This is a genomic window from Bradyrhizobium sp. 61 (assembly GCF_023073075.1).
In the GTDB taxonomy this organism is placed as follows: Bacteria; Pseudomonadota; Alphaproteobacteria; order Rhizobiales; family Xanthobacteraceae; genus Bradyrhizobium; species Bradyrhizobium barranii.
The window spans coordinates 61,567-85,543 of sequence record NZ_JADPIU010000112.1 but is presented as its reverse complement, the minus strand read 5'-3'; the positions used below and the strand labels follow the sequence as shown (position 1 = coordinate 85,543).

Here is a 23,977-nt window from a genome sequence, read left to right as displayed (position 1 = left end):
CAATCGTGCCGGCGCCTCGCGCGTTCGGCCGCAGTCGCGGGAGAAGACAATGCGCGTGAGAGTCCAGGCAGCAGCGGCGGTCATCGTAGGCAGTGCGGTCGCAACGATCCTGTTCTTCGGATCGCTTAGGGATAGCAATGCTCAGAGCAATACGCGCTATCTGCCGGAATACACCGCGGACGGGCAGTTGCTCCTGCCGAAGAATTTCCACGAGTGGGTCTATGTCGGCTCGCCGCTGACGCCAAATGCCCTCAACGGCGGACAGGTGAACTTCCCGGAATTCCACAACGTCTATATCGAGCCGGGCTCGTACGCGATCTACAAGAAGACCGGCGAATTCCCCGAGGGGACGATCCTGTTCAAGGAGCTGCAGCTGACGTTGCCGCAGGAGAATGCCGACGGCTCGCGAACGGAAGCGTCGGGGCGTGGTTACTTCCCGGGCAAGTGGAACGGCGCCGACGTGACCGTCAAGGACTCGAAGCGCTTCGCCGACACCAATGGGTGGGGCTATTTCAACTTCAATCATCACGAACCGAAGGCGCCGACGGCCAAAGTGAAGTCGAAGGACGAGTGCGCCTACTGCCATATCGCCAACGCCAAGAAGGATGAGGTCTGGACCCAGTTCTATCCGCTGCTGGACAACAAGGACGCGCGGTGACCACGTAGTCCGCGGAAGATCGGCATGAAAATCTTCAAAGCCGCCTGTGTCGCCGTCGTCGTGATCCTTGGGATCGCGGCCGCGGTCAAGCAGTCACAGTTGCGGGCGAACGCGGCGGATGGCGTTTCGACCGGTGCGAGTGTCGCCGACCGCGACGGGCATCTGCACGTGCCCGATGACTATCGTACGACCTATCAAATCCTCGGAAGCTGGGCGATTGCGGCAGACGACACTCACGGCTCGAAGGAGCTACACGTCGTGTACGCCTCGCCTGGAGTGATCGACGCCTATCGGAAGGACAAGCGCTTCCCGGACGGTGCGGTGCTGGTCAAGGAAGTGTTCAAGGCGGCAACCTCTGAAATGACGACCGGTACCGTCAGCCGCGCCGATGCTTTGAAGGGATGGTTCGTCATGGTGAAGGACACCGCGAACCGTCACCCGGAGAGCGCGCTGTGGGGCGACGGCTGGGGATGGTCCTGGTTCGACGCGGCCGATCGCTCAAAAACGACGACGACGAATTACAGGGCCCAATGCCAGGCGTGCCATGTGCCCGTGCGGACGTCCGACTGGGTTTACATCGATGGATACCCTCCGTTGAAGCCATAGCGATGGTGCAGGTCACCGAAAGTCATTCGATTTACCAAAGCCAATCATCAAAGGAGCGAGAGATGGCTAAAGAAGCGACGGCGAGCGAGATGGGAATGTCGAAGGGGCAGACTGGCCATCTCTATATCCAGACCAATGAGATCGACAACGCCATTATTCACTACACGCGGCAGGCGGACGGCAAGCTTGCCGAGGTCGCGCGTATCAAGACGGGCGGCGCCGGCTCCGGTGAATTCAAGCCGATCAGCGGCCAGGACAGCGCGCCCAACTCTTACGAGGGTGCGGGAAGCGTCATCATTACATCCGATCGGCGCTTTCTGTTTGCGACCAATGGCGGAGACAATTCCGTTTCGAGCTTCCGCCTGGAGAGCGACGGTCGTCTCACGCTGCTCGACGTGAAGTCGACCGGCAACCCGGTCGAGGGTAGGAGCGGCACGGCCAAATCGCTGGCTTTCGCTCCGTCGACGCGCACCCTCTTCGTGCTGCACGCGTTCGGACCGGATCATCTTCGGCTGATGTCGGTCGATGCCGAAGGCATGCTCAAGACGCGGCCCGAGCGATACACGGTGAATACGTACAGCAAGCGGAACCGTGTCTCCACCATGGTCGTGGTCTCGCCCAACGAGGAGCTTGTACTTGTCGGCACCACTTTCGATGAGCCGATCGCGCTCACCGGCTTGTATCCCGACGGCTCGCCGATTCTCTGGGTCCAGCGCGCCGGCGGCGCGTTGCACTCGATCGCGTCGAATGCACCGGATCCGGACGGCCTTGCCGTGTTCGCCCTGCAAAAGGACGGCTCGCTCGGCACGGCCAGGTTCTACGATGCGAAGGGCGGTTCTCCGTTCTACATCGCGTTCCTGAATCAGCGTCCGAATACGTTCGTGATCGGCTATGCCGTCGGCGACGGATGCTCCATCTGCACCATCGAGAAGAACGGCTCGATCAAGATCGGCCCGCTCGTCAAGATCGACACCAGCGCGGGCCTGCCGTCCGAGCTGTGCTGGCTGGCCATCGCGCCCGATGATCGCACGATCTACGCAACGAACTTCGGCTACAGCAACATCAGCAGCTACCGGATCAACGGTAGCGGCCTGGAGATTGCGTGCGATCCGGCGTGCCCGAAGGTTCCCGGCGACGGCACCGCGAGGGGATTGAACGGGACCGTGACGAGCGGTCCCAGCGATAGCTGGATCTCGCCGGACGGCGCCTATCTCTATCAGATCTACGGCAACGCCTCGAAGCTGGTCAGCTACAGCACTCAGCCGGACGGCTCGCTGAAGGAGATCGGCAGCGTCAAGATCCCGTACAACGGCTCCCAGGGTCTTGCGGGTTTCTGATCCCGGTTTCGCGACATGAGGTCCGGGCGTGGCCGGCATTGCCGTTCCGCGCCCGGCCTCTCCCTCGCCGATATGCGAGACACACACGGTCAATCATGAGCCCCGAGACGGATGTTTGAAGCACTTCACGAGCGCTCTCGCGGGACATCCGCGGCTCATCCCGGCCAACCGGGAGAAGGGCAGGGCGCCACGGAAAAATTCGATCTGCAGCGCGCTGTCGGGGAAGCTCGCGTGGTGTTCTCCGGCGCCGCAAACGGCACGGAGATCATCGACGTCTATCAGAAGTTTCCGATGGCCGTTGCCTTCCCGAATGTCGACGATCGTCGCCGCAAGGAGGCCGTCCTCATCAATACCTCGGGCGGTGTCGCAGGCGGCGACGAGATCAGGATCGAGGTGGTCGCTCGAGGCAATGCGTCGGTCGCGGTGACCACGCAGGCCGCGGAGAAGGTCTATCGGGCGCTGGATCGGCCTGCGCGAATCCAGACGCGGTTAAGGGCTGAGGGAAATGCCCGGCTTGCGTGGCTTCCGCAAGAGACGATCGTCTTCAACCAGGCGCGCATCGCGCGACAGACCGAGATCGATGTGTGCTCGGGCACCGAATTGATTGCCCTCGAGTGGCTGGTTCTTGGCCGCATCGAGAGCGGCGAGGAGGTTCTTGCCGGACATATCCTGGACAGTTGGCGCGTCAGGGTCGACGGCCGTCTGGTGTGGGCGGATGGCTTCCTCGCGTCAGACCAGGCGCTCCCGCAGCTTCGGAAGACGGCGCTGCTCTCGAACTGGAAGGCGATCGCGACAATGATCTATTTCGGTCCGGATCTCGAGGCCCGGCTCGGGAGATTGCGCGAGATCGGTGCTTCCCTGGAATGCGCGTGCGGCGTCACGATCGTGGGCGCGATCATCGTGGTCCGGGTCGCCGCGATTGCAAGCGTGGATCTCAGGCGAGGTCTGCGCCGCTTCCTCGATCAACTCGACCATGAGCTCGGATCCGGTCCCTTCGGAGTGCCGAAGATGTGGTCCTGTTAGCAGCGCGGCCAAGTGGGAGGAGCATCTTGAATCTGACGCCACGGGAACGAGACAAGCTGATGATCGCCCTCGCCGCGATCGTTGCGCGCGGCCGGCTCGCGCGAGGCGTCAAGCTGAATTATCCCGAAAGCATCGCATTGATTTCGGATGCCATCATGGAAGGCGCCCGCGACGGACGATCGGTCGCGGACCTGATGTCCGAAGGCGGCCGGCTGCTGCGCCGCGACCAGGTCGTGGAGGGCATCCCGGAAATGATCCGCGAGATCCAGGTGGAGGCAACGTTTCCGGACGGGACCAAGCTTGTCCCGGTGCACAACCCGATCCGATAGGAGCTGATGATGCGCATCATCCCGATTTGCGTCGCCGCGTTGAGCCTGCTTGCCGCGCCGGCCTTCGCTCATCCCATTGCGGGCGCGGGCAGTTCGTTCGACGCCGGTCTCGTCCATCCGTTCAGCGGCGCGGATCATCTGATTGCGATCACCCTGGTGGGAACGTGGAGCGCGCTTGTGGGCGGATCCGCGAGAGCCGTGTGGCCGCTGACCTTTCTGATCGCGATGCTGGGCGGCTTCGCCGCGGCAAGCGCGGGACTTCAGATGGGCTTTGTGGAGGTGGCGATCAGCCTCTCGGTGGTGGCACTGGGAGCGTTCGTTGCGTTCGAATTCAGGATGCCCGTCATGCTGGGCGCGGCGGCCGTCGGCCTGTTCGCGTTCTTCCATGGTCACGCCCACGGAACTGACGCCGCCTCGATGCTTGTTCCCTACGTGATCGGCTTCACGACGGCGACCGCCGCTCTTCTCCTGACCGGCATGGTCATCGGATTCTCAGGAGGAAACGCGGCCAGACGAAGCTTGCTTCGCGCGGCGGGCGTATGCGCCGGGCTCGTCGGGCTGCTGCTGCTCGGAGGCGTGGCATGATTCCCGGGGAGGTCATTCCGGCTGACGGCGACATCGTCCTGAACGGGGACAGGACCGGACCATCGATTGCGGTCGCCAACACCGGCGACCGGCCGGTCCAGGTGGGCAGCCATTATCACTTCGCCGAAGTGAACGCCGCACTCGTGTTCGATCGATCCCTTGCCCGTGGCTGCCGCCTCGATATCCCGGCCGGGACGGCCGTGCGGTTCGAGCCGGGTCAGTCGCGCGAGGTCTCATTGATTCCGTTTGCCGGAGCGCGGCGCATCTACGGCTTCAGCGGCGGCGTGATGGGACCTCTGGAATCGGGGACCGATGCGTCCGGCGCCAACGAATAAGGTGAGGAAGACATGTCCCACACGATGAGCCGCGCGGCCTATGCGCAGATGTTCGGCCCTACGGTCGGCGACAAGGTGCGCCTGGCGGACACTGATCTGTTCATCGAGCCCGAGAGGGACCTCACGATCTATGGCGAGGAGGTCAAGTTCGGCGGCGGCAAGGTCATTCGCGACGGCATGGGACAATCGCAGCTCACGCGCGCGCAGGGCGCGGTCGATACGGTCATTACCAACGCGCTGATCCTCGATCACTGGGGAATCGTCAAGGCCGACATCGCGATCAGGGACGGGCTCATTGCCGCCATCGGCAAGGCGGGCAACCCCGACATCCAGCCGGGCATCTCGATCATCATTGGGCCGGGGACGGAAATCATCGCGGGCGAGGGCAAGATCATCACCGCCGGCGGAATGGATACGCACATTCATTTCATCTGCCCGCAGCAGATCGACGAGGCGCTCTTCTCGGGCGTCACGACCATGATGGGTGGCGGCACCGGGCCTGCCGCAGGGACGACGGCGACGACCTGTACGCCGGGGCCGTGGCACATCCATCGGATGCTCGAGGCGCTGGATGGGTTCCCGATGAACTTCGGCATTTTCGGCAAAGGCAATGCGAGCGTACCCGCGGGCCTGGTCGAGCAGATCGAAGCCGGCGCGTGCGGCCTGAAGCTGCACGAAGACTGGGGCGCAACGCCCGCATCGATCGACTGCTGCCTCTCTGTCGCCGACGACATGGACGTGCAGGTCATGATCCACACCGATTCCCTGAACGAAGGCGGGTTCGTCGAGCGCACGATCGCCGCGTTCAAGGGCAGGACGATCCATGCGGCCCATACGGAAGGGGCCGGCGGCGGGCATGCGCCTGATATCATCAAGGTCTGCGGCGAGAGCAACGTCATTCCAGCCTCGACAAATCCGACGCGTCCCTACACCGCGAATACGCTCGACGAAGCACTCGACATGCTGATGGTGACCCACCATCTGGACCGCCGCATTCCGGAGGATGTCGCCTTCGCGGAAAGCCGCATCCGAAAGGAGACGATCGCCGCAGAGGATATCCTGCACGATCTCGGCGCGTTCTCGATCGTGTCGTCGGATAGCCAGGCGATGGGGCGCGTCGGCGAGGTGATCACCCGGACATGGCAGACCGCCGACAAGATGAAGAAGCAGTTCGGGCGGTTGCTGGAGGAGACCGGGCAGAACGACAATTTCAGAGCTCGGCGCTACGTCGCGAAATACACGATCAACCCGGCCATCGTACAGGGAATGTCACGCCATGTCGGTTCGGTCGAGGTCGGGAAGCTCGCGGACATCGTCGTCTGGGATCCCGCGTTCTTCGGGATCAAGCCCGACATGGTCTTGAAATCCGGCATGATCGTTGCCGCGATCATGGGCGACCCCAATGCGTCGATACCGACGCCTCAGCCGGAATATTACCGGCCGATGTTCGGAGCCTTTGGCCGTTCTCCCGGTAGAAATTCTGTGACCTTCGTCAGTCAGGCCTCGCTCGAAACGACGAGACAATTGGGCCTGGCAAAGCAACTCCTGCCGGTCTCGAACACGCGATCGATCGGCAAGCATTCCATGATCCTCAACGACGCGCTGCCTCGCATGGAGGTCGATGCCGAAACCTACGAGGTGCGGGCCGACGGACGGCTGCTCACGTGTCCGCCGGTGAATGTGGTCCCGATGGCGCAGCGCTATTTCATGTACTGACGCGTTGCCGGCATGGTGGTGCGATGACAGACCAGACTTATGGACATACGGCGCTGGCGTTCCTGAGGCTGCAGAGCTGGCTCTCGCCGTCGTTCCCGAACGGGGCCTACAGCTACTCGCACGGACTGGAGTGGGCCGTGGAGGCCGGCTATGTCTCCGATCGGCGCAGCCTGGTCGATTGGCTCGAGGCCGACCTTTGCTATGGCTCCGGCCGAAACGAAGCGATCTTCTTCAGCGAAGCCTACCGATGCGTGGCCGAGGGCGCCGAGGACCAGCTCCCGGATCTGGCCGAACTCGCAGCCGCTTCCCGCGGCACATCCGAATTCGTGCTCGAATCCGCACAGCAATCGTCGGCGTGCCTTACGACCCTTCGCAGCGTCTGGCCGGATCGAATTCTGGACATGTTCTCCGACCCGAAATGTCCGCCGGTGCTGGCTGTCCTGCTCGGAGCGCGAGCGGCGCGCGAACGGATTGCCGTCGAAATCGCGCTGCCGGCATTCCTGCACAGCTATGTCGCCAATCTGGTGAGCGCGGGCGTGCGATTGGTGCCTCTCGGCCAGACCGATGGTCAGCTCGCCATCGCGGCGCTCGAGCTGCCGATCCTGTCGCGCAGTGAAATCGCAAGCCGCGAGACGGTCGACGATCTCGGTTCGGCGGGCCTGATGGTTGAGCTCGCGTCCATCGCACACGAGCTCCAGTACACGAGGTTGTTCCGGTCATGAAGACGATTGAACGCGAGAGCAGGTCTCTCCGCACACCCGGCGTTTCGGCAACCAACGGGCCGCTGCGCGTCGGCATCGGCGGTCCGGTCGGTTCCGGAAAGACGGCGCTGGTCGAGGCGCTGTGCAAGCACCTGCGCGATTTCTACGAGATCTACGTCATCACCAACGACATCTACACCAAGGAGGATCAGCTCATCCTGACCCGCGCGCAGGCCTTGGCGGCGGAGCGCATCATGGGGGTGGAAACGGGTGGCTGTCCGCATACGGCCATACGGGAGGACGCCTCGATGAACCTGGCGGCAATCCACGACATGAACCTGAAGTTTCCGGACGCGGAGCTTTGCTTCGTCGAGTCGGGCGGCGACAATCTCGCCGCCACCTTCAGCCCGGAGCTTGCGGACCTGACCGTCTACGTCATCGACGTCGCCGCCGGAGAGAAGATCCCGCGCAAGGGAGGGCCGGGGATCATGCGATCCGATCTGCTGGTGATCAACAAGATCGATCTGGCTCCCATGGTGGGCGCGAATCTGGAGATCATGGAAGCGGACGCGCGGCGGATGCGAGGCGCGCGACCGTTCATCTTCTCCAATCTGAAGAGTGGCCAAGGTGTCGACGAGATCGCCGGCTTCATTCTGCAGAAGGGCGGGTTGTCCGCCGCGGCGCTGTCTGGAGGTGCCGATCGATGACGGATGATGACCAGGAGTTTGCCGGCGATCTGGCCAGGCTGCGCCGCAGCATCGACAATCTGGATGCGGCGATGGTGCACCTGCTCGCAGAACGCTTTCGCTGCACGGATGCGATCGGAGAGCTCAAGTCCAGGCATGGACTGGAATCCCGGGATCCCAGACGCGAAGCGGCGCAATTGAAGCGGCTTCGCATCCTCGCCGCACAGAGCGGGCTCGATCCGGATTTTACCCGGAAGCTGCATGCCCTGGTCGTTCGAGAGGTCATCACCAATCATGAGGCGGTGAAGTTCGAGTCGGGAGCCGGCTAGAGCCTCAATCCCTGGGAGCCACATTTGTCGAATGATCTGCGCAACTGCGCCGCCGCTCTGTCGATCGTAGCGAGCTTCTGGACGCACCCCGCGATCGCGGACGAACCCGGAAATGCCGACTATGCAGCGCTGAACAAGGCGATCGTCGACGGCAAGGAATTTCGCATGCTCGTCGACCTTTCAGCCTGTCAAGTTCACGGCACGGGCGCGGCGGGCCCTCCGGTCAAGGCGAGCATGCGGTTTGACGGATACATGATCCAGCCTGACGGGACGATCGCTTTCGCAACGACCCATTTCACGGTGAGACCGGACAAGGCGGTCAGGGAATTCCTGTCGTTCAGGGTGCACCCAAACGGCAGGATCGAAGCGCGCACGATGATCCTGGACGCCGTCAATGACGCCGTTCTCAAGGATACGGCATTCGATTGCGAGATTGGAAAAGGCGCGACATTCCACTGGTGATGCGCGGTCGTTACGCGGACTGGTCGACCAGGCTGCCGGGCTGCTGGCCCTTCTTCTCCAGCTCCTTTTCGATGGCGTCCCGGATCTTCTGCTCCACCGCCGCTTTCTGGTCCGGGGTCATGTTGGCGAGGTCGGCCTCGCTGAGATTCATGCTCTTCAGAATGGCAGCCCGCATACGGTCGAAGGGATTCATCTTCGCGTATTTCAGGAACTCCTGCACGACGCTGCTGTCGCCCGATGCGCCATCTTCGCTTGCTTGCGAGGGCCCACCATTGTCGGTCACCGACGGCTTCGATGCACCGGTCGTTGAGCCGGCTTTTGCAGGCTGGTAGCCGAAGATTGATACTCCTGGCGTGACTTGCATGTTCGGCCTCTCGAGACGATCGCGAAGGGCAAGCAACGTGCGTGCCAAATCAATTCGTTGGATTTCCCGATGTTTCCGGGCTCGCGCTCATCGGCAGCTTGAAAAAATTGCCGGTGCGGCGGTGTCGCCGGCAAAGTTTGCCCGGTCGCCTGCGGGAATCGCGTCGTCGCGCGTGCCGTCGGCACCGATCAGGTTGCCTTCACTCCGGCGCTCTCCGAGCGTCGCCAAAGGCCAAGCCTGAACCATAGCAGCCTGGCGGAGGTCGATGGCCATCGCACCTCCCAGGCCGGGCGCCGCGGTTTGTCCAGGCGCTCGGCAATCAGGAATGCACTGGTCGCGGCCATCGCCGCCAAATGCCCGCCTTGCGTCACCAACGGAACGAGCATCAGCGCCCAGCAGGCTCCGCAACACCAGATACCCTGGGTGACGCCATATCCGAGAGCAGCCAGATCGGCCCTGATCCCATACGCCGCCAGCGGCGGCTGGTCGTGGCAGTGGTTCAGGCAAATCTGTTTCCTGGGGGAGAATTGCCAGACCAGGACGAGCGATCCCGCCAATGCGATCGTGACGATCGATGATGGTTGCATCAGTTGCAGCGCCAGCACGGCCAGTACGATGGGAACGCCACAGGCAGCCCAGATGGACCAGTATCCGATCATGAAGAGCGCCATCGACCGCATGCGTCGACGCGGCAGGCTTCGCGCACGCACGTGCCCAAGAGCGCCCGCGAGCATCGGCGTCATCATCGCCGCGACCATCAGCATCCATTCGCCGGCGAGTGTTGTCGGCGAATAGAACGTCATGGCAAGGGCGAGCTGATCGAGCGACAGTGCCGGCCAGACATCGCTGTTGCAGAAGGCGACGAGCCTGCGCTGGTCCGACAACGCCACGACGGCCGCCCACGCGGCGGCTGCCGCGACGGTGAGCGGAATACGGATTTGCAGACGCTCGTAGGCCGCGGGCGTCATGAGCGGCCGTCAATCGCCCTGTCGGACGATGCTGATGCGGCCGACACTCACGTCGGCCGACTGCTGCACCGGCGCGACGGCCTGGAGACGAACGCCGACCTTTGCGAGATCGGCAGTGCCCGAACCGGCGAACTCCGAATAGGGCTTGGTGATGTTCAGCGCGTACGACAAGCCGTCTCCCGCGTGCCCGGTATCGCTCTCCGTCGCCTTGGTGATGCCGAAGAGCCCGATGCTCCCGACCTGCCGCTCGAAGGACGGCGCGCCGTCCTTCCCCGCAAACTGCAGATACACCTGGAGCACGGTGGCGTCGGAATATCCGCGCACATTCTCCAGATTGAGAAAGACCTGCTCCGCGCGCGCCCCGGGCGCGGGGCCCGCAGCCAGCCTGGCGGCAACTTTCGTATGCGTACGCGCATCGAGTTGCACGGAGGTCTCGGCGCCTTTCCCTGCGACGGGAAGCGATTGGGCATTGGCGCCAAGCACCTCAACTGTTGCTCCAGTCGATCTCGCCATCGCGACCGCTCCGGATGATGTCGCTGTCCTGCCGGCGACGGCCGCCAATGGCGCGCCTGCCGGCGAGAAATCGCTGTAAGTATAGCCCACCCCGGCAAAGTCCGACATCTGTTCCGGCGTGTACTCCCACGGCGAGCCGTCGGGGAGAGGAACGACAAATTTGTGCTGGCCGAGGCTGGCAGGTCCCTTCTTCCAACTGGCTTCTTCCGGATCCGTGTTCTGGGAATCGCTCTGCCTCCAGCTTTGCCACAGCCGATCGATATTCGCGTGGTGCAGCCAGAAGATGGGATCCAGACCGGCCGTCACCGGTGACGACATCAGTCCCGGCAATGGCCTCGTGCTCGCCTCCGGGAACATCTTCTCGCCGCCGACAAGGCCGTGAACCTGGTCGTGCGGTTGACTTTCGATGTCGCCATGCTTGGTGCCGCCGTGCTCGAAGCCGGTGTCGATGCCACCGAAGCCGCGGTCGCCGCCACTTGCCACACCGGTGAACTCGTGAACGTCCATCGCATCCAGGTTCACGGCATCGAGCGGGACGAAGACCTTGCCGGGCTGCGACGGATCGCCGGGTCCCCACCGCTGTTCAATGAAGAGGGGATTGTTGCCTGTGCCGTCTGGCCAGTCCGGGCTGCCGAATGCCGGCGGCAAGCCATCCTGACCGGGTTTGAAGTAGTTCCAGTAGGGCAAGGTCCAGTCAGGCGGCCCGCCGAGCGTCACGACGGTCGAACGAATGAGCTTCTCAAATCCGATCAGATAGCCGCGGTGCCACGGCAGAAAATACCAGCTGCCGTGCTGACATTGCTGCCAGAACTCGTCGAAGTCGGCCTGGGCAGGAACTTGCTCGGCAGGCGCCTTGTAGCCGTAGAACTCCCACAGGCCCTGATGATAGCCGTGCATGCCGGCCCAGAAGCGCCAGCTGGTTCGATCGTTGAGCGGCTTCGGCCTCAATGCGCCAACCGCGCGCGCGTACCAGAGAATCGGATCCGCCCAGTCGCCGCCAAGTTCCCACACGTTCTGTCGAACCAGCATGCCGTTCTCCTTGTCGCTTGACTGCGGCGCCGGCCCGCCGAGAGAACGGGCAGGCGGCTCCGCCGGATTGATCTTCCTCTCATCCACCGGCTCGCTTTGAGAGCCGGCCTCTTGGGTCACTCGGACTTCTGCCGAGGACGCTCCGCAATCGCCGCGACCAGGAAAATAGACGAAAAATCTATGGTTGTGTAGTAGCGAATTCTAACCGTTAGCGCGAGCAGTCTTTGATCGGCCAGGCTCGGCCGCCGGAAATGCCTGCAACGACAGGAGAATAGCGGCGCATGAACGTGCGAGCTCACGGCCGGCAACAATCTGCGACAAAACGCCGTTGATCCCGGTCGGCCGCGCGCGTCCTCAGAACGTCGTGATCGGCTTGCCGTCCGCCCCCACGAGACTCGACGGCGCCTCGCCGAACACCAGCCCCTCCGGCTGAAACTTGATCGTCTTGCCGCCTTCGACGAAGTCGGCGAAATTGCGCGGCGTGGCCGAGTGCACGCCGTTGGTCAGGAAGTCGTCGATCTCGTAGCAGGTGTCGGGCTTGCCGCCGGAGCCTTCGCCCAGAAATTTCTGGAAGGTCTGGCTCGTCACCTTCGCCTTCTTGCGCGCCGACCAGTTGGTGTAGCGGCGATAGAGCTTTGGCAGGATCACCGGGCCCTTGTCGGTCGCGAGCACGTCAGTCTCGTTCTTCCTGGGTTCGCGCAGGTCGAAGTCGAAAGCGGGAATCGTCTTGGCGAGATGCTTCCAGACCGGCAGCTTCTGCGCGCGTGCGGGCTTCGCGAGCGCGAGGAAGGCCTTGATCTCGTCGTCGTTCATCGAAGAGTAGAAGGTCGGATAGGCAAAGCCCTGCTCGACCAGCCAGTGATTGATGTCGATTTTCTTGCCGGCGACCGTGATCTCGATGTCGCCGACCAGCCGGCCATAGGTGTCGAACACCTCGTTCGGCGCATCGACATGGGTGAACACCCGACAGGCGAGCGTCGGCCCGCCGGCGCTGCTGAGGAAGTCATGCAGCGCCTTGCTCGTCGTCGCGCCGAGATACTGCCGGTAGGGGTGTGTGACCTCGTGATAGGCCTGCCGCTTGGCGTCGCTCAGGCCCTTCTTCTCGGCGGCCGAGAGCGGCGAGGGCTGATAATGCAGCTCCGGCGCGTCGATGCCCTGAAGGCGAATGGTGAGCTTGCCGTTCTTGATCGGCGCCGTCGCGGTCCGGCCCTTGACCTTGGCGCCCTCGAAGACGTGGGTCGGCTGGAACGGCACCGAGTCGTTCTTGCGGAAGCGGATCGCGTCTGGGGCGACATTCACCACGACCTTGGTGGTGTCGGCGTCCGACCGGCCCTCCGGCCAGAACTGGCTGACATCGATGGTGCCTTCGACCTCCAGCAGTCCAACGGGCATCGGGCGCTCCTGTCAAACGAACGCGGCGACTGCTTCAAGCAGGCGACTCGCACGCGCACGGCTGAAGCGGATCATTTTCGTGCGACAGGTCCATGACAGGGCGCGGCCGCGAGACAGTGCAACGCGGCCTTCGAGCGGAGAGGGCGGGGCATGATTGGTCCGTCGTGCAACGCATGCTGTGGCGACGACGGACCATCTTCGATTGGTGCGGAAGCCTCCGCGCTGCCGCTCCCGCTCGGAATCAGGGGCGGTACGGACAGACCATCGTCAGGTGGAGCAGCGTCGGCGCCTGGTCCTCACCGTTGTCGTACTCCCACTCCAGCCGGATCTCGTGCCGGTCGGCATAGGCGTCGCTCGCCGCGTGAGTGATGATATTGGTCTTCATCGGGATCGGCGGCTCGGAATTGAAGCACTTCCGCACGCAGGCATCGAGCAGCGCGCATCGCGTCAGCGGGATCACGCCGGGCTCGTCCTTGGACAGCGGGACCGTATTCAACTGCGTGGTGAGGTCGACGCGAGCCCGTCCCTTCTCCTTGTGCCAGTACGCCGCGCTCCCGTCCGGCCATTTGTCCGCCGGCGTCAGGATCAGATGGTACTGGCCGTACTCCAGGGTCGGCACGTGGATGTCCGGCGACGCCTTGAGGATGTCCACGCTCCTCTGCATGTTTTCCTGCGGGAAATAATTGTCGTTCATCAAATCTTTGAAAGAAGCCCCGGTGTAAGTTCTCGACCCCATCGTCTTTTCCCTCAATATGTCCTTGGCTTTGTGAAAATACATACAGCTCCGCGACGCCGGTTAGTTTTGCCAACCCGGCTTCACCGAATATATGCCCCATCTTTGCTGGGATTTGCATAGGCTACCACTCAGGACTGTGTTTCGTCCAGATCGCCAACCGCACCGTGCTCCGCTAACGGCGATGGGCAAGTCCGATTGCTAAGCGGTTCTTGATAGGTATTCTTACCACGAGTTGCTCGCGGGCGCTGGACGACAGCGACGCCGCGATCCTTGAAGGCGCAGGAATGCATTGCTTCGCGTGCCAGTCGGCGATTGATTCGGACGATAGCTGGTGCTCCAAGTGTGGGGCGGCGGTACGTCGGCGTGCTGATCCCGACAGCGAGCGGCGGTTTGTGACAATTCTCCGAGCCGACGTCATCGACTCCACAGGGCTTGTTGCCGAATTGGAGCCGGAGGAGGCCGTCTCACGCCTGGAGCCAGCGCTGGCGGCCATGAGGGGCGCGGTACGCCAGTTTGGCGGTATCGTCAGCAAGGAGTTGGGGGACGGCTTGGCCGCTGTCTTTGGTGCCCCGATCGCCGACGACAACCATGCTCCGCTGGCCTGCCATGCGGCCATCGAGCTTGTCCGGCGGGTCGGCAGTCTTGGCGATCCCGGACTTCAGGTTCGGGTCGGCCTCCATTCGGGGCACGTCGTCGCCTATATGGTCGCCAGCGAATTTTCCAAGGTCTACGAGATCGGAGGAGCCGCTCAGCATCTTGCCGCGAGGCTGGAGGCCGCGGCCGAGGCCAATCGGATCTACGTGTCGGAGGCCTGCCAGAAACTCGCGGATGGACATGTCCGATTCGAAGCCTTGGGTCGCAAGGTGCTGCGCGGTTTCAACGAGCCGCTGCCGGTCTACCGTGTCGTCGGAGCGAGCGACCTTTCAAGCTGGCGGGTGCGACGAGCGCGGAGCGTTTCGCGGTTTGTCGATCGCACGACTGAGCGGGCCCTTTTGGCACGTGCCGCGGAGAGGTCCAGTGCAAGCCGGCAGACGGTCCTGCTGATCGGCGATGCAGGCATCGGAAAATCGCGGCTCGCGCATGAGTTCGCCCAGGAGCTCAAGGCCGATGGCTGGCGGCTGATTGACGCCGAGTGTAGTCCGAACCTTCAGGGCGTGCCGTTCAGCGCGCTCAAGCGCACCATACTTTCGATCTTCGAAGTTGCCGCCAGAGATTCGGATAGTCTGGTCGACATCCGAAAGGAGTTGCCGGCAATCCATCAGCTCGCGATCGATTCCATATTGGATATTCCGGTCGCGGATCATCGCTGGAGTGAGCTGGAGCCTTACGCGCGCGCGCGTGCCATTTCCGATGCAAGTTGCGCCATCGTGCAAAGCCTGGCCTTTCAACAGCGTACGGTTCTTCTCATCGAGGACCTGCACTGGATCGACCGAGCCAGCGATGCGGTTGTTGCTGCAATCGCGTCGTTACAGAGTCCCAACCTGATAGTTTTTCTCACGAGCAGGCCGAACGGCATGCCCGAGTGGATCGCACGCTGCCATGCGGAAGTGATTGCAATGCGCCCCCTGGATGACGATTCGGGATTGGCCATGTTGGCCGATATGCTCGGACCGTCGGCGATGAACACCGATTTGAAGAACCGGATCATCTCTCATACTGCCAACGTTCCTCTATTTCTCGAGGAAGTCTGCCGTGGACTGAAAGATAGTGGCACGCTTCGCGGTCAGTGGGGTGACCTTGCGCTCGTTCGACCTATTGACGAGCTCGGCATCCCTACCAGCATTCAGGGGGTGATTGCGGCGCGGCTCGATCGTGTCTCAAGGCAGGAGCGCTCGGTTCTCCAAATAGCGGCGGCGCTGGGGCCGCGCTCAAGCGTGATGATGCTGCGGAACGTCGCCGCGCTGCCCGAAGACATCCTCCAGGATTGCCTCGGAGCGCTCGACCGAGCCGAGATCCTCGTCAGGATCGATAGTGAACTTGAGGAATCGATCGAGTTCCAGCACGAGATGGTCCGCCAAGTGACCTACGAGTCGATGGTCGAAAAGGTGCGCGAAAATATACATGGGCGAATACTTGCGGCCTTCGAAAGCGACGAGACATGGAGCGACGGTCCTGACACGCTTTGCTACCACGCAATGCGCGCGAAGGATTGGCTGAAAGCGTTCGGGTACGGGAGAGGTGCCGCGCAGAAATGTCTTGTGCGCTCGGCGTATGCCGATGCGGTCGACTATTTCGGGATCGCGATGAGTTCGCTCGACAAGATGCCGATGACTCTCTCGCGGGAGGCAGATGCAATTGACCTCCGGATGGAGGCGCGAATGGCATTCATCTGGTCCGGTCAGGTTGCCGAGTGGATCGATCTCGGAAAGGAGGCCGAGCGCCGGGCTAGTGGAATTGACGACATCGGAAGAAAGGTCGCCGCCATGACCGTCATGGCGGGTGGACAGAATTTCTACGGAACGCCAACTGAAGCGGTTGCGCTCGGCCAGGAGGTCGTTGGCCTCGCCGAGAAGTCAGGCAACCCGGGTTGGCGCAACCTTGCACAATACAATCTGGGACAGGCCTATTTTCTCGCCGGTCGATATCGCGAAGCGGAGCAGACATTGGCGCAAGGCCGCGCTAATCTCATGGGACCCGAAGCGAGCGCGCCGTTTGCCACTCCCCCAAAATACACACTCCTCCTCTGCTGCATGATGAAGAGCTTCACCCACACCGTCATGGGCGAACTCGACGCCGCCGAGCAGTTCCAGCAACAAGCTTCGGCGATCGCGGAAGAGACCAACCGCCCCTACGACCGCGTCGCTGCCGCCTATAGCGGCGGGTGGTTGATGCTCGGCCGCAACGAGCCGGCCGCGGCCGCTGCCATTCTCGAAGACGGTTTCGTGCTGGCGCAGAAGCACGGCATCCGGCTGTTCGTTCCGGTGCTCGCCTGTCACCTCGGCATCGCCTATCTGGAGCAGGGGCTGTTCGACCGGGCGCGCGGCATGCTGGCCGAGGCGCGCGAGGAGGCGAAGGCGGTCGGCTATACCTCGGCGGTGCTGCGCAGCTCGATCTACCTTGCGCTCGCAACCTTCCGCCTCGGCGACGTCCAGGCCGCGCAGAACATGCTGCGCGAGGCGCGCAACACCGCTCGCCAGCAGGGGTTTTCCGGCCTCGAGGCCGAGGCCCTGTTCGGCGAGGCCGTGGTGACGCCGCCGACGGATGCGGCGAACAAGGCCGCGATCATAGTCGCCCTGCGCGCGGCCATCGCGATCGCCTCCGAGAGCGGCGCGCTGCCGCTCCAGCACAAGGCCGAGGCGATGCTGACCGAGATGCTCGCCCGGGGCGGCGAGCTGACCTGACCCTGCTCCCTCCCTGGCGTGCGATCGTACCGCCGGGCTGATTTTTTGCCCGACGGGTCGTTTGAGTTTCGCAGGCAAAGCAAGGACTTAAGAGGCCGTCTCTACTGTGCATGGGGTTGTTTTCGACATTTTGCAGGGAGGACCACCACCTCCCGCCGGCGCCGTTCAAGGTCTCATGATTTGCCGGACGCGGTCTGCGCGCCCGATGACGAAGCCCCTTGCACGGACGCCAAGGTCGGCTACCGTCGGCACTAGCCGCAGGGCCAGGTGACTTTTGATTTACATTTTTTAGCATCCGATCTATCGGCGCCGCGACGGCGCGACGCCCATCCGGACGAGGCGGGGCCATGATCACACGGGACCAGTCAGCTTTGTTGGCGCCGGTCGAGCGCGATTTGCGGCTCGATCTCTTCCGCGGCATCGGGTTGTGGATGATCTTCCTCGATCACATCCCGCACGACGTCGTGGCCTGGCTGACCTTGCGCAATTACGGCTTCAGCGACGCCGCCGAGTTCTTCGTCTTCATCTCCGGCTATCTGGTCGGCTGGATCTACGGGCCGATCGTCGCCGGCGGCTGGTTTCTCGCCGCGCTGAAGCGGCTGTGGCGGCGCGCGGGCGAGATGTACGTTGCCCACATCATGCTGTTCCTGCTGTTCACTGCGCAGATCGCGCGCACGGTCAGGAGGTTCGACAACCCGATGTATGCGGACGAGTTCAACGTTCACAATTTTCTCGACCATCCGGACATCCTGATAGGTCAGGCGCTCTCGCTGCGCTACAAGCCGGTCAACCTCGACGTGCTGCCGCTCTACATCACGCTGGTGCTCGCCGCGCCCTTCATCGTGTGGGGCCTGGTGCGCCGGCCGAACCTGACGCTGGCTGCCTCCGTGGTGTTGTATGTGTTGGCGCGCCGGTTCGACTGGAACATCGCCTCCTATCCGCCGGGCACGACCTGGTACTTCAATCCGTTCTGCTGGCAGCTGATGTTCGTGTTCGCCGCCTGGTGTGGCGTCGGCCAGATCGACAAGATCGCAACATGGGTGTGGTCGAAGGCGGCGATGACGCTGGCCGCGGCCTGGCTCGCCTTCGCGCTGCTGATCGTGATGACCTGGCACATCCCTGCGCTCGAGGCGCTGATCCCGAAATGGATGATCAAGGCGATCTACCCGATCGACAAGACCGATCTCGACATGCTGCGCTTCACGCACTTTCTGGCGCTGGCGGTCTGGGTGATCTATTTTATCCCGCGCCACTGGAAGGCGTTGCATTCGAAATGGGTGCACCCGGTCATCCTCTGCGGCCAGCATTCGCTGCCGATCTTTTGCCTCAGCGTGTTCCTGTCGTTCTCGGCGCATTGGATCCTGATGCAATTCACCAGGGGCGTCTGGGAGCAACTCGCCGTCTCGTTCGCCGGCTTCGTCATCATGTTCGGGGCGGCGTGGCTGCTCGACCGCGCCGAGCGGGTGCCCAGCCTCTTCGTCAAGGTGACGGATGTCGACGACGAGCGGGAGGCCGCCGGCGAAGGCGCGCCGGTAACGATCATCGGCGCGGCTCCGGCTCGCCGCTGAGAGCACATCGCGTCGCCGGGACGATTTTTCGGGAGAGATGCATGTCGAGATTTTTGTTGACGATTGCCGGCGCCCTCCTGCTCCTCGTCTGCAACGCGTCGGCGCAAGGGCCGTCGCCCGAGGCGATGGATGCCGCGCGAAAACTCGTCGCTACGCTGAAGATCGCTGATCAGTATCGCGCGGCGCTCCCGCAGCTCCTGCTCAAGCTGAGACCCGTGGTCGCACAGGACCGGCCTGAGATCGAGCGCGATTATGACGCAATGACGGCGCCGGGCTCCGACATCTACGCGCCGTTCTTTGCCTCGATAATCGACCAGATCGCCGCGCTCTATGCCCAAAACTTCACCGTCGACGAGCTGCACCAGATCGAGGCGTTCTATGCCCAACCTGCTGGCCGGAAGTTTATTGAAAAGTCCGATGCGCTGGCGCAGGCGAGCGCGCAGATCGGCCAGGACGTCAGCCAGAAAGCCGCAGATGAACTAAAGCTGCGCCTCATCGAGGCGCTGCGCCAGAAAGCGCACAAGCCGTAGACCGTCATGCTCAGTGGATCGCGGCGTACATGATCCTCTCCTCGGTCGCCTCCAATGCGGAGAATTCCTCCACGACCTTGCCCTGGCGAGAGACCAGGATGCGGTCGGAGAGCGCCATGATCTCGGGCAGGTAGGATGAGATGACCACGACCGCCTTGCCCTCGTCGGCGAGCTGATTGATCAACTCGTGGATCTCGACGATGGCGCCGACGTCGACGCCGCGCGTGGGTTCGTCGAAGATGATCAGGTCGGGCTCCTGAACCAGCGATTTGGCGATCACGACCTTCTGCTGATTGCCGCCGGAAAGCTCGACCACCTTGCCGTCGTTGCCGATCGCGCGAACCTTGAGCCGTTCGATCCAGGTCCTGCCGATCGCCTCGTTCTCTCGCCGCGACAGCATCATGCGGCCCTTGGGAAATTTCGACAGAAGGCCGAGATAGATGTTGCGTGCGATCGAGGACGTCTCGAAGAAGCCTTCGACCTTGCGGTCTTCAGTCACATAGGCGATGCCGGCCTGCACCGCCGGCGCCGGCACCCGGTAGCGCACCGGCTTGTCGTGCAGCAGGATCTCGCCGCCATGGAAGAAGTCGCGCTTCAGCACGCCGGAGACGATCTTGAACGTTTCGGTCCGGCCCGCGCCGACCAGGCCGAATACGCCGGTGATCTGCCCCGCGAATACCGACAGGGAATTATTCTTCACCATCGGCGCCATCTTCAGATTCTGCACGGTGAGCACGCGCGCGCCGGGCGGCCGCACGCTGCTCTTTCGCGCACCGTAGAGCGTGTTGGAGAGGTCGCGCCCGACCATGGCCTGCACGATCGCCGCGCGGTCGAAGTTGGCGGCATCGTCGGTGACGACGTGCTTGCCGTCGCGCAGAACCGTGATGCGGTCGGCGAGCAGCAAAGCTTCTTCCAGGGCGTGCGAGATGAAGACGATCGAGACGCCGCGCTTCTTGAGATCGCGAACGAGGTCGAAGAAGTATTTCTTTTCCTCAGGCGTAAGCGACGCCGTCGGTTCGTCGAAGATGATGACCTTGGCGCGGTGCAAAACCGCGCGCGCGATCTCCACCATCTGCTTCTTGGCGGCGCCGAGGCCGCCGACGGTGGCGGTCGGCGTGACGTCGAAATTGAGCGATTGCAGGAACTGCTGCGCGGCGATGTAGATGCCGCGCAGGCGGTTATAGAATTTCTCCTGCCCGAGAAACAGATTCTGCGCGACAGTCATGGTCGGCACCAGGCTGTTTTCCTGGAACACCATGGCGATGCCGAGATTGCGCGCCTCCAGCGGTGTCCGTGGTGCGACGTCGGCGCCGTCGATCGTCATGGTCCCTGACGTCAGTGTCACCACGCCGGCCATCACCTTGGTCAGTGTCGATTTGCCGGCGCCGTTCTCGCCGACCAGCGCGTGGATCTCGCCGCGGCGGAGGTCGAAGTCGACCCCGTCGATGGCGGGCACGCCGGCGTAAAGTTTTGTGGCCTTGCGCAGCGAGAGTGCGATGTCGCTCATGAGCGGAACTCCTCGGCAAGACCGGACAGCGGCAGTCGCAGCACGCGGCCCGGTCCCTTGGCGATCAGGACGAGATCGCCGCCCATCTCGATCGCCGCGACGACGCCGTGATTGATCCCGTCGACGCGGCTGTGCAGCGAATAGAGCGGCTGGCCATCTGCATCGAGCCGGATGACGAGGCCATAGGAGCGCGGCGGCGCCCACGGCTTGATCACGCCCATGGTCTTGATGTGTGCACCCTGCATCGGCTCCTTGAACGAGAAGCCCGAGCGCAGGCGCGGCGCAACCCAGTAAGCCGGATCGATCTCGGCCATCATTCGCTTGCGGTAGGCTGGCTCGCGCAGCACGAACTCGATGAGCTGGGTGCGCGCCGTGAAGGCGGTGAGCCAGTAGCCGCCGCCCGCGGCCTTCGACAGCCGCGAGGGGTAGACGGGCAAGTGAGCGAGCACGGTCCGCGGCGGTGCGCCCGGCGCAACAAGGACGAGCCGGTGGCGCCAGCTCTCGCTGACCAGCACGCCATTGCCATGCGCGCAGGCGCCGAAGGCGTGGCCCAGCCCTTGCGCGAGGGGCGTCACGCTCCTGCCGCCGGGATCCAGCTTGAACACCCGGCCGCTCCGATTGAGCTCCATCAAATCGCGTGCCCAGTCATCGACGCCGCATGTCGCCGAGCCGTCCGTCGCGATCAGCGTGCCGTCGTCCGCTAACGCGAGCGCGTTGACGGCGTTGAACGCGCCATCCGCAAACGTCACGCTTGGCTGCTCGGCCGAGGGATTTGCGTAGAGACACACCTCGCGCCCCCCGAGCGCGACCGCAAGACCGCCGCCGGGGAGGGCACACAGTGCCGAGATCGGCCGCTCGAAGTTGCGGACCTCCGATGCCGTGCCGTCATTCAGAGACATCAGCCGCTGGCCGTCGGCGATGAAGAGGTTGCGGCCATCGGTGGCGAGATCCTGCGGCGCCACGCATGTCAGCAAGGTCTCCGCCGATTCCAGCTTCTGGTTGGGCTTCAATGCGCCGTCAAAGGACGGTACGGTGATGGTGGCGTCGCCGCGCCCGAGAAAGCGGTTGGCGAACTCCCTGACGGCGGCGATCACGATTGCTTCCCCCATCGCTTGTCGTACTGGACGAAGTTCGGATCGGCATTGTCGAGCTTGTAGCGGCCGATCCGGTTGTTGAGGATGCCGCCGAGATAGAGATAGCCGCGATGCTCGCGCATCGAGGTGATCATCGGATGGTTTTCGCCGCGCAGGTCCCAGAAGGATTCGACGATCTTGCCCTGCTCGTTGAACTTGACCACGCAGCCGGTGTTGATGTTGGGGAACAGCCATTCGTCGACAGGCACGCGCTTGCCCATGCGGCGGCGGAAGCCGGGCATCTTCCAGGCGAGGTCGAGCGCGGGGCTGCGCATGCCGACCAGCGCCAGCCAGTAATTGCCGTCGGAGGCGAGGTTGATGTTATCGGGGTAGCCCGGCAGATTGTCCATGACCACCTCGACCTTTCCCTTCTTAGGGCCTGCGAAGTAGTAGCGCTTGATCGAGCAGCCGAAGGTTTCGGCGAATAGAATCGATTGGCCGTCGCTGGCGACGCAGATGCCGTTGGGGAATTTGAGCCCGCGCAGTTCGGTGCGTGTCACGCCGGTCTTGGTGTCGTAGGAGATGATGCGGCCATTGCCGCGCGCCTCGAGGCCGTCGATCGGCCACTCGTCCATCTCGTAACGCACGGTTGCCTCGGAGAAGAAGATCAGCCCGTCGTCGGTGATGTCGAGATCGTCGGCGAGCCGCAGGCGGCTGTCATCGTTGACCGAGCGCATGCTGCGATTGGTCTCGTCGGTCGCCTTTTCCACCGTGCCGTCAGGCTTGATCCGGTAGAGCCCCATGCCGCCGATGCAGACGTAGAGATTGTCCTCGCGGTCGAAGGCCATGCCGAGTGGTTGGCCGCCGATATGGGCGAACACCTCCATCTTCTGATAGTCGGGCGCGAGGAAGCGCATGATGTCGCCGTGGCGCGAACCTGCATAGAGATTGTCGTGGCGATCGAGGATGACGTCCTCCGGTGCCTCGATGCGGCCGAGGCCAATCGACTCGACGTTGCGCAGCTTGTCGTTCTGCTCGAACGGGCCGCCTTGCCCGATCTCGGTCGGCGGCGGTGGCGGCAGCGCGTGATAGGTGGGGGCCACGTAGACCTTGCTGATGATGCGGGTTCGGTTCTTCTGCCAGCGGATATCGACCATCGCGGCGACCAGCAGGATGCCGGCAAGCGCCATCCGGTTGACGCCACCGCGCGCGTTCATGGTGGTCAGGCCATTGGTGATCAGGAGCACGATCAGCACCCCGACCGCCGATTTGGCGACCGAGCCCTTGCCGCCGCCGAGCGTGATGCCGCCGAGCACTGTCGCCGTCAGCACGATCACCTCCAGGCCAACGCCGATGTCGCCACCGACGGTGCCGAGCCGGGACGCGAAGAACAGCGCGCCGATACTGGTCAGCACACCGCTTGCGACGTAGCAGAGCGCGATGGTGCGGCGGACGGGAATGCCGGAATTGTAAGCTGAACGACGCGAGCCGCCGATCGCGGTGATGTGCCAGCCCGGGCGCAGCCGGGTCATGAAGATATGGCCGAAGATGGCGATGACGATATAGACGAGCGCCACGGTCGGGATGCCGAAGATGCTGCCGCTGCCGATGAAATCCCAGGACGGGATGTCGGGGAAGGCCGACGCGATCGCGTTGGAGTAGCGCTGGATCAGGAGATCGTAGGCCGAGCGGTAGATGATCAGGGTGATCAGCGTGGTGATGAAGGCCCGCAGTCGCAAATATCCGATCAGGATGCCGTTGACGGCGCCGAGCAGTGCACCGCAAAGCAGGGTGGCCGCCACCACCGCCGGGACCGGCCAGCCCAGCACGTCGAGAAGATAGAGGGCGCAGAAATCGGTCAGTGCGAAGATCGAACCGACGGAGAGGTCGATGCCGCCGACGATGACGACCAGCGCCAGCCCGAGCGCGATGAAGCCGATCTCTCCAGCCTGGCGCGCGGTGTCGGCAAGGCTCGCTGGCGACAGAAAATTGTCGATGGACCGGCTGAGCGCGAGGCCGACGATCAGGAGGAGGATGACCGGGATAGCTGTCTCGGTCCATCGCTTGGACAGGATTTCACCGAGGAGATGATCGGGCCAGTAGCGGTAACGCAGGCTTGTCAGAGTGTCGCGCATCGGAATTCCGGGACCTTGCAAGTTTCGAGACCACGTCCCGGACGTGAGATCGTC

At 63.3% G+C, this 23,977-nt stretch carries 23 protein-coding genes; 15 read left to right on the top strand and 8 right to left on the bottom strand.

Annotated features, from left to right (window positions below; all coding sequences use genetic code 11):
• Nucleotides 1–49: 49 nt before the first annotated feature.
• The 12 genes from IVB46_RS43035 to IVB46_RS42980 all read left to right on the top strand — a co-directional run bounded on the left by IVB46_RS43035 (nucleotide 50) and on the right by IVB46_RS42980 (nucleotide 8,767).
• The gene (locus tag IVB46_RS43035; RefSeq protein WP_247316160.1) at nucleotides 50–658 is read left to right on the top strand and encodes a cytochrome P460 family protein; all 609 of its coding nucleotides are present in this window, start codon (nucleotides 50–52) and stop codon (nucleotides 656–658) included.
• A gap of 24 nt (nucleotides 659–682) precedes the next feature.
• Nucleotides 683–1,264 (top strand): cytochrome P460 family protein, encoded by a 582-nt coding sequence (locus IVB46_RS43030; protein ID WP_247316159.1) that lies wholly within the window; start codon nucleotides 683–685, stop codon nucleotides 1,262–1,264.
• Between the two features lie 62 nt (nucleotides 1,265–1,326).
• Complete coding sequence (locus tag IVB46_RS43025) at nucleotides 1,327–2,601, top strand: beta-propeller fold lactonase family protein (protein ID WP_247346010.1); 1,275 nt, start codon at nucleotides 1,327–1,329, stop codon at nucleotides 2,599–2,601.
• Between the two features lie 111 nt (nucleotides 2,602–2,712).
• The gene (locus tag IVB46_RS43020) at nucleotides 2,713–3,624 is read left to right on the top strand and encodes an urease accessory protein UreD (protein ID WP_247316157.1); all 912 of its coding nucleotides are present in this window, start codon (nucleotides 2,713–2,715) and stop codon (nucleotides 3,622–3,624) included.
• Nucleotides 3,625–3,650: 26 nt separating this feature from the next.
• The gene (locus IVB46_RS43015) at nucleotides 3,651–3,953 is read left to right on the top strand and encodes an urease subunit gamma (protein ID WP_247346007.1); all 303 of its coding nucleotides are present in this window, start codon (nucleotides 3,651–3,653) and stop codon (nucleotides 3,951–3,953) included.
• A 6-nt stretch (nucleotides 3,954–3,959) separates the two neighbouring features.
• Nucleotides 3,960–4,538: a HupE/UreJ family protein gene (locus IVB46_RS43010; RefSeq protein WP_247316155.1), complete on the top strand. Its 579-nt coding sequence runs from the start codon at nucleotides 3,960–3,962 to the stop codon at nucleotides 4,536–4,538.
• Complete coding sequence (locus IVB46_RS43005) at nucleotides 4,535–4,873, top strand: urease subunit beta (protein ID WP_247316153.1); 339 nt, start codon at nucleotides 4,535–4,537, stop codon at nucleotides 4,871–4,873. The genes IVB46_RS43010 and IVB46_RS43005 overlap by 4 nt, the downstream gene beginning before the upstream one ends.
• 12 nt (nucleotides 4,874–4,885) lie before the next feature.
• A complete protein-coding gene (gene ureC, locus IVB46_RS43000) occupies nucleotides 4,886–6,589 on the top strand; it encodes an urease subunit alpha (protein WP_247316151.1) in 1,704 nt (567 codons plus the stop codon).
• A gap of 23 nt (nucleotides 6,590–6,612) precedes the next feature.
• Nucleotides 6,613–7,311: an urease accessory protein UreF gene (locus IVB46_RS42995; protein ID WP_247316149.1), complete on the top strand. Its 699-nt coding sequence runs from the start codon at nucleotides 6,613–6,615 to the stop codon at nucleotides 7,309–7,311.
• Complete coding sequence (ureG, locus tag IVB46_RS42990) at nucleotides 7,308–7,997, top strand: urease accessory protein UreG (RefSeq protein WP_247316147.1); 690 nt, start codon at nucleotides 7,308–7,310, stop codon at nucleotides 7,995–7,997. The genes IVB46_RS42995 and ureG overlap by 4 nt, the downstream gene beginning before the upstream one ends.
• Nucleotides 7,994–8,305 (top strand): chorismate mutase, encoded by a 312-nt coding sequence (locus IVB46_RS42985; RefSeq protein WP_247316146.1) that lies wholly within the window; start codon nucleotides 7,994–7,996, stop codon nucleotides 8,303–8,305. The genes ureG and IVB46_RS42985 overlap by 4 nt, the downstream gene beginning before the upstream one ends.
• Nucleotides 8,306–8,329: 24 nt before the next feature.
• Nucleotides 8,330–8,767: a VirK family protein gene (locus IVB46_RS42980; protein ID WP_247316145.1), complete on the top strand. Its 438-nt coding sequence runs from the start codon at nucleotides 8,330–8,332 to the stop codon at nucleotides 8,765–8,767.
• Nucleotides 8,768–8,777: 10 nt separating this feature from the next.
• Here IVB46_RS42980 and IVB46_RS42975 read toward each other — a convergent pair whose 3' ends face one another.
• The 5 genes from IVB46_RS42975 to IVB46_RS42955 all read right to left on the bottom strand — a co-directional run bounded on the left by IVB46_RS42975 (nucleotide 8,778) and on the right by IVB46_RS42955 (nucleotide 13,811).
• Nucleotides 8,778–9,131, bottom strand: a complete 354-nt coding sequence (locus tag IVB46_RS42975) for a hypothetical protein (RefSeq protein ID WP_247316144.1) — start codon at nucleotides 9,129–9,131, stop codon at nucleotides 8,778–8,780.
• A gap of 188 nt (nucleotides 9,132–9,319) precedes the next feature.
• A complete protein-coding gene (locus tag IVB46_RS42970) occupies nucleotides 9,320–10,099 on the bottom strand; it encodes a DUF2182 domain-containing protein (protein ID WP_247346003.1) in 780 nt (259 codons plus the stop codon).
• Nucleotides 10,100–10,108: 9 nt separating this feature from the next.
• A complete protein-coding gene (locus tag IVB46_RS42965; protein WP_247316142.1) occupies nucleotides 10,109–11,641 on the bottom strand; it encodes a tyrosinase family protein in 1,533 nt (510 codons plus the stop codon).
• A gap of 354 nt (nucleotides 11,642–11,995) precedes the next feature.
• Complete coding sequence (locus IVB46_RS42960; protein ID WP_247316141.1) at nucleotides 11,996–13,033, bottom strand: thermonuclease family protein; 1,038 nt, start codon at nucleotides 13,031–13,033, stop codon at nucleotides 11,996–11,998.
• A 241-nt stretch (nucleotides 13,034–13,274) separates the two neighbouring features.
• Nucleotides 13,275–13,811 carry a hypothetical protein gene (locus IVB46_RS42955; RefSeq protein WP_155795485.1) on the bottom strand — a complete coding sequence of 179 codons (537 nt, stop codon included), beginning with the start codon at nucleotides 13,809–13,811 and terminating at the stop codon, nucleotides 13,275–13,277.
• Between the two features lie 242 nt (nucleotides 13,812–14,053).
• Between IVB46_RS42955 and IVB46_RS42950 the strand changes: the two genes are divergently transcribed.
• The 3 genes from IVB46_RS42950 to IVB46_RS42940 all read left to right on the top strand — a co-directional run bounded on the left by IVB46_RS42950 (nucleotide 14,054) and on the right by IVB46_RS42940 (nucleotide 19,208).
• Nucleotides 14,054–17,110, top strand: coding sequence for an AAA family ATPase (locus tag IVB46_RS42950; RefSeq protein WP_247316489.1), 3,057 nt, complete (start codon nucleotides 14,054–14,056; stop codon nucleotides 17,108–17,110).
• Nucleotides 17,111–17,457: 347 nt separating this feature from the next.
• Nucleotides 17,458–18,678, top strand: coding sequence for an OpgC domain-containing protein (locus tag IVB46_RS42945; RefSeq protein ID WP_247316140.1), 1,221 nt, complete (start codon nucleotides 17,458–17,460; stop codon nucleotides 18,676–18,678).
• Between the two features lie 41 nt (nucleotides 18,679–18,719).
• The gene (locus IVB46_RS42940) at nucleotides 18,720–19,208 is read left to right on the top strand and encodes a DUF2059 domain-containing protein (protein WP_247316139.1); all 489 of its coding nucleotides are present in this window, start codon (nucleotides 18,720–18,722) and stop codon (nucleotides 19,206–19,208) included.
• 10 nt (nucleotides 19,209–19,218) lie between these two features.
• On the opposite strand, the gene IVB46_RS42935 is transcribed toward IVB46_RS42940, so the two are convergent.
• Genes IVB46_RS42935 through IVB46_RS42925 form a run of 3 tightly spaced genes read right to left on the bottom strand, consistent with a single transcriptional unit; the run spans nucleotide 19,219 to nucleotide 23,923 of the window.
• Nucleotides 19,219–20,715 carry a sugar ABC transporter ATP-binding protein gene (locus IVB46_RS42935; protein ID WP_247316138.1) on the bottom strand — a complete coding sequence of 499 codons (1,497 nt, stop codon included), beginning with the start codon at nucleotides 20,713–20,715 and terminating at the stop codon, nucleotides 19,219–19,221.
• On the bottom strand, nucleotides 20,712–21,809 hold the full coding sequence (locus IVB46_RS42930) for a strictosidine synthase family protein (RefSeq protein ID WP_247316488.1): 1,098 nt from the start codon (nucleotides 21,807–21,809) through the stop codon (nucleotides 20,712–20,714). Before IVB46_RS42930 ends, IVB46_RS42935 begins: the two co-directional genes overlap by 4 nt.
• A complete protein-coding gene (locus tag IVB46_RS42925) occupies nucleotides 21,806–23,923 on the bottom strand; it encodes an SMP-30/gluconolactonase/LRE family protein (RefSeq protein ID WP_247345999.1) in 2,118 nt (705 codons plus the stop codon). Before IVB46_RS42925 ends, IVB46_RS42930 begins: the two co-directional genes overlap by 4 nt.
• Nucleotides 23,924–23,977 lie beyond the last annotated feature (54 nt).

Excerpts from the sequence above, each read along its gene's own strand:
- IVB46_RS43035 (WP_247316160.1), top strand. The coding sequence starts at position 50 with ATGCGCGTGAGAGTCCAGGCAGCAGCGGCGGTCATCGTAGGCAGTGCG.
- IVB46_RS43030 (WP_247316159.1), top strand. The coding sequence starts at position 683 with ATGAAAATCTTCAAAGCCGCCTGTGTCGCCGTCGTCGTGATCCTTGGG.
- IVB46_RS43025 (WP_247346010.1), top strand. The coding sequence starts at position 1,327 with ATGGCTAAAGAAGCGACGGCGAGCGAGATGGGAATGTCGAAGGGGCAG.
- IVB46_RS43020 (WP_247316157.1), top strand. The coding sequence starts at position 2,713 with ATGTTTGAAGCACTTCACGAGCGCTCTCGCGGGACATCCGCGGCTCAT.
- IVB46_RS43010 (WP_247316155.1), top strand. The coding sequence starts at position 3,960 with ATGATGCGCATCATCCCGATTTGCGTCGCCGCGTTGAGCCTGCTTGCC.
- IVB46_RS43005 (WP_247316153.1), top strand. The coding sequence starts at position 4,535 with ATGATTCCCGGGGAGGTCATTCCGGCTGACGGCGACATCGTCCTGAAC.
- ureC (WP_247316151.1), top strand. The coding sequence starts at position 4,886 with ATGTCCCACACGATGAGCCGCGCGGCCTATGCGCAGATGTTCGGCCCT.
- IVB46_RS42995 (WP_247316149.1), top strand. The coding sequence starts at position 6,613 with ATGACAGACCAGACTTATGGACATACGGCGCTGGCGTTCCTGAGGCTG.
- ureG (WP_247316147.1), top strand. The coding sequence starts at position 7,308 with ATGAAGACGATTGAACGCGAGAGCAGGTCTCTCCGCACACCCGGCGTT.
- IVB46_RS42985 (WP_247316146.1), top strand. The coding sequence starts at position 7,994 with ATGACGGATGATGACCAGGAGTTTGCCGGCGATCTGGCCAGGCTGCGC.
- IVB46_RS42975 (WP_247316144.1), bottom strand. The coding sequence starts at position 9,131 with ATGCAAGTCACGCCAGGAGTATCAATCTTCGGCTACCAGCCTGCAAAA.
- IVB46_RS42970 (WP_247346003.1), bottom strand. The coding sequence starts at position 10,099 with ATGACGCCCGCGGCCTACGAGCGTCTGCAAATCCGTATTCCGCTCACC.
- IVB46_RS42965 (WP_247316142.1), bottom strand. The coding sequence starts at position 11,641 with ATGCTGGTTCGACAGAACGTGTGGGAACTTGGCGGCGACTGGGCGGAT.
- IVB46_RS42960 (WP_247316141.1), bottom strand. The coding sequence starts at position 13,033 with ATGCCCGTTGGACTGCTGGAGGTCGAAGGCACCATCGATGTCAGCCAG.
- IVB46_RS42955 (WP_155795485.1), bottom strand. The coding sequence starts at position 13,811 with ATGTATTTTCACAAAGCCAAGGACATATTGAGGGAAAAGACGATGGGG.
- IVB46_RS42950 (WP_247316489.1), top strand. The coding sequence starts at position 14,054 with ATGCATTGCTTCGCGTGCCAGTCGGCGATTGATTCGGACGATAGCTGG.
- IVB46_RS42945 (WP_247316140.1), top strand. The coding sequence starts at position 17,458 with ATGATCACACGGGACCAGTCAGCTTTGTTGGCGCCGGTCGAGCGCGAT.
- IVB46_RS42940 (WP_247316139.1), top strand. The coding sequence starts at position 18,720 with ATGTCGAGATTTTTGTTGACGATTGCCGGCGCCCTCCTGCTCCTCGTC.
- IVB46_RS42935 (WP_247316138.1), bottom strand. The coding sequence starts at position 20,715 with ATGAGCGACATCGCACTCTCGCTGCGCAAGGCCACAAAACTTTACGCC.
- IVB46_RS42925 (WP_247345999.1), bottom strand. The coding sequence starts at position 23,923 with ATGCGCGACACTCTGACAAGCCTGCGTTACCGCTACTGGCCCGATCAT.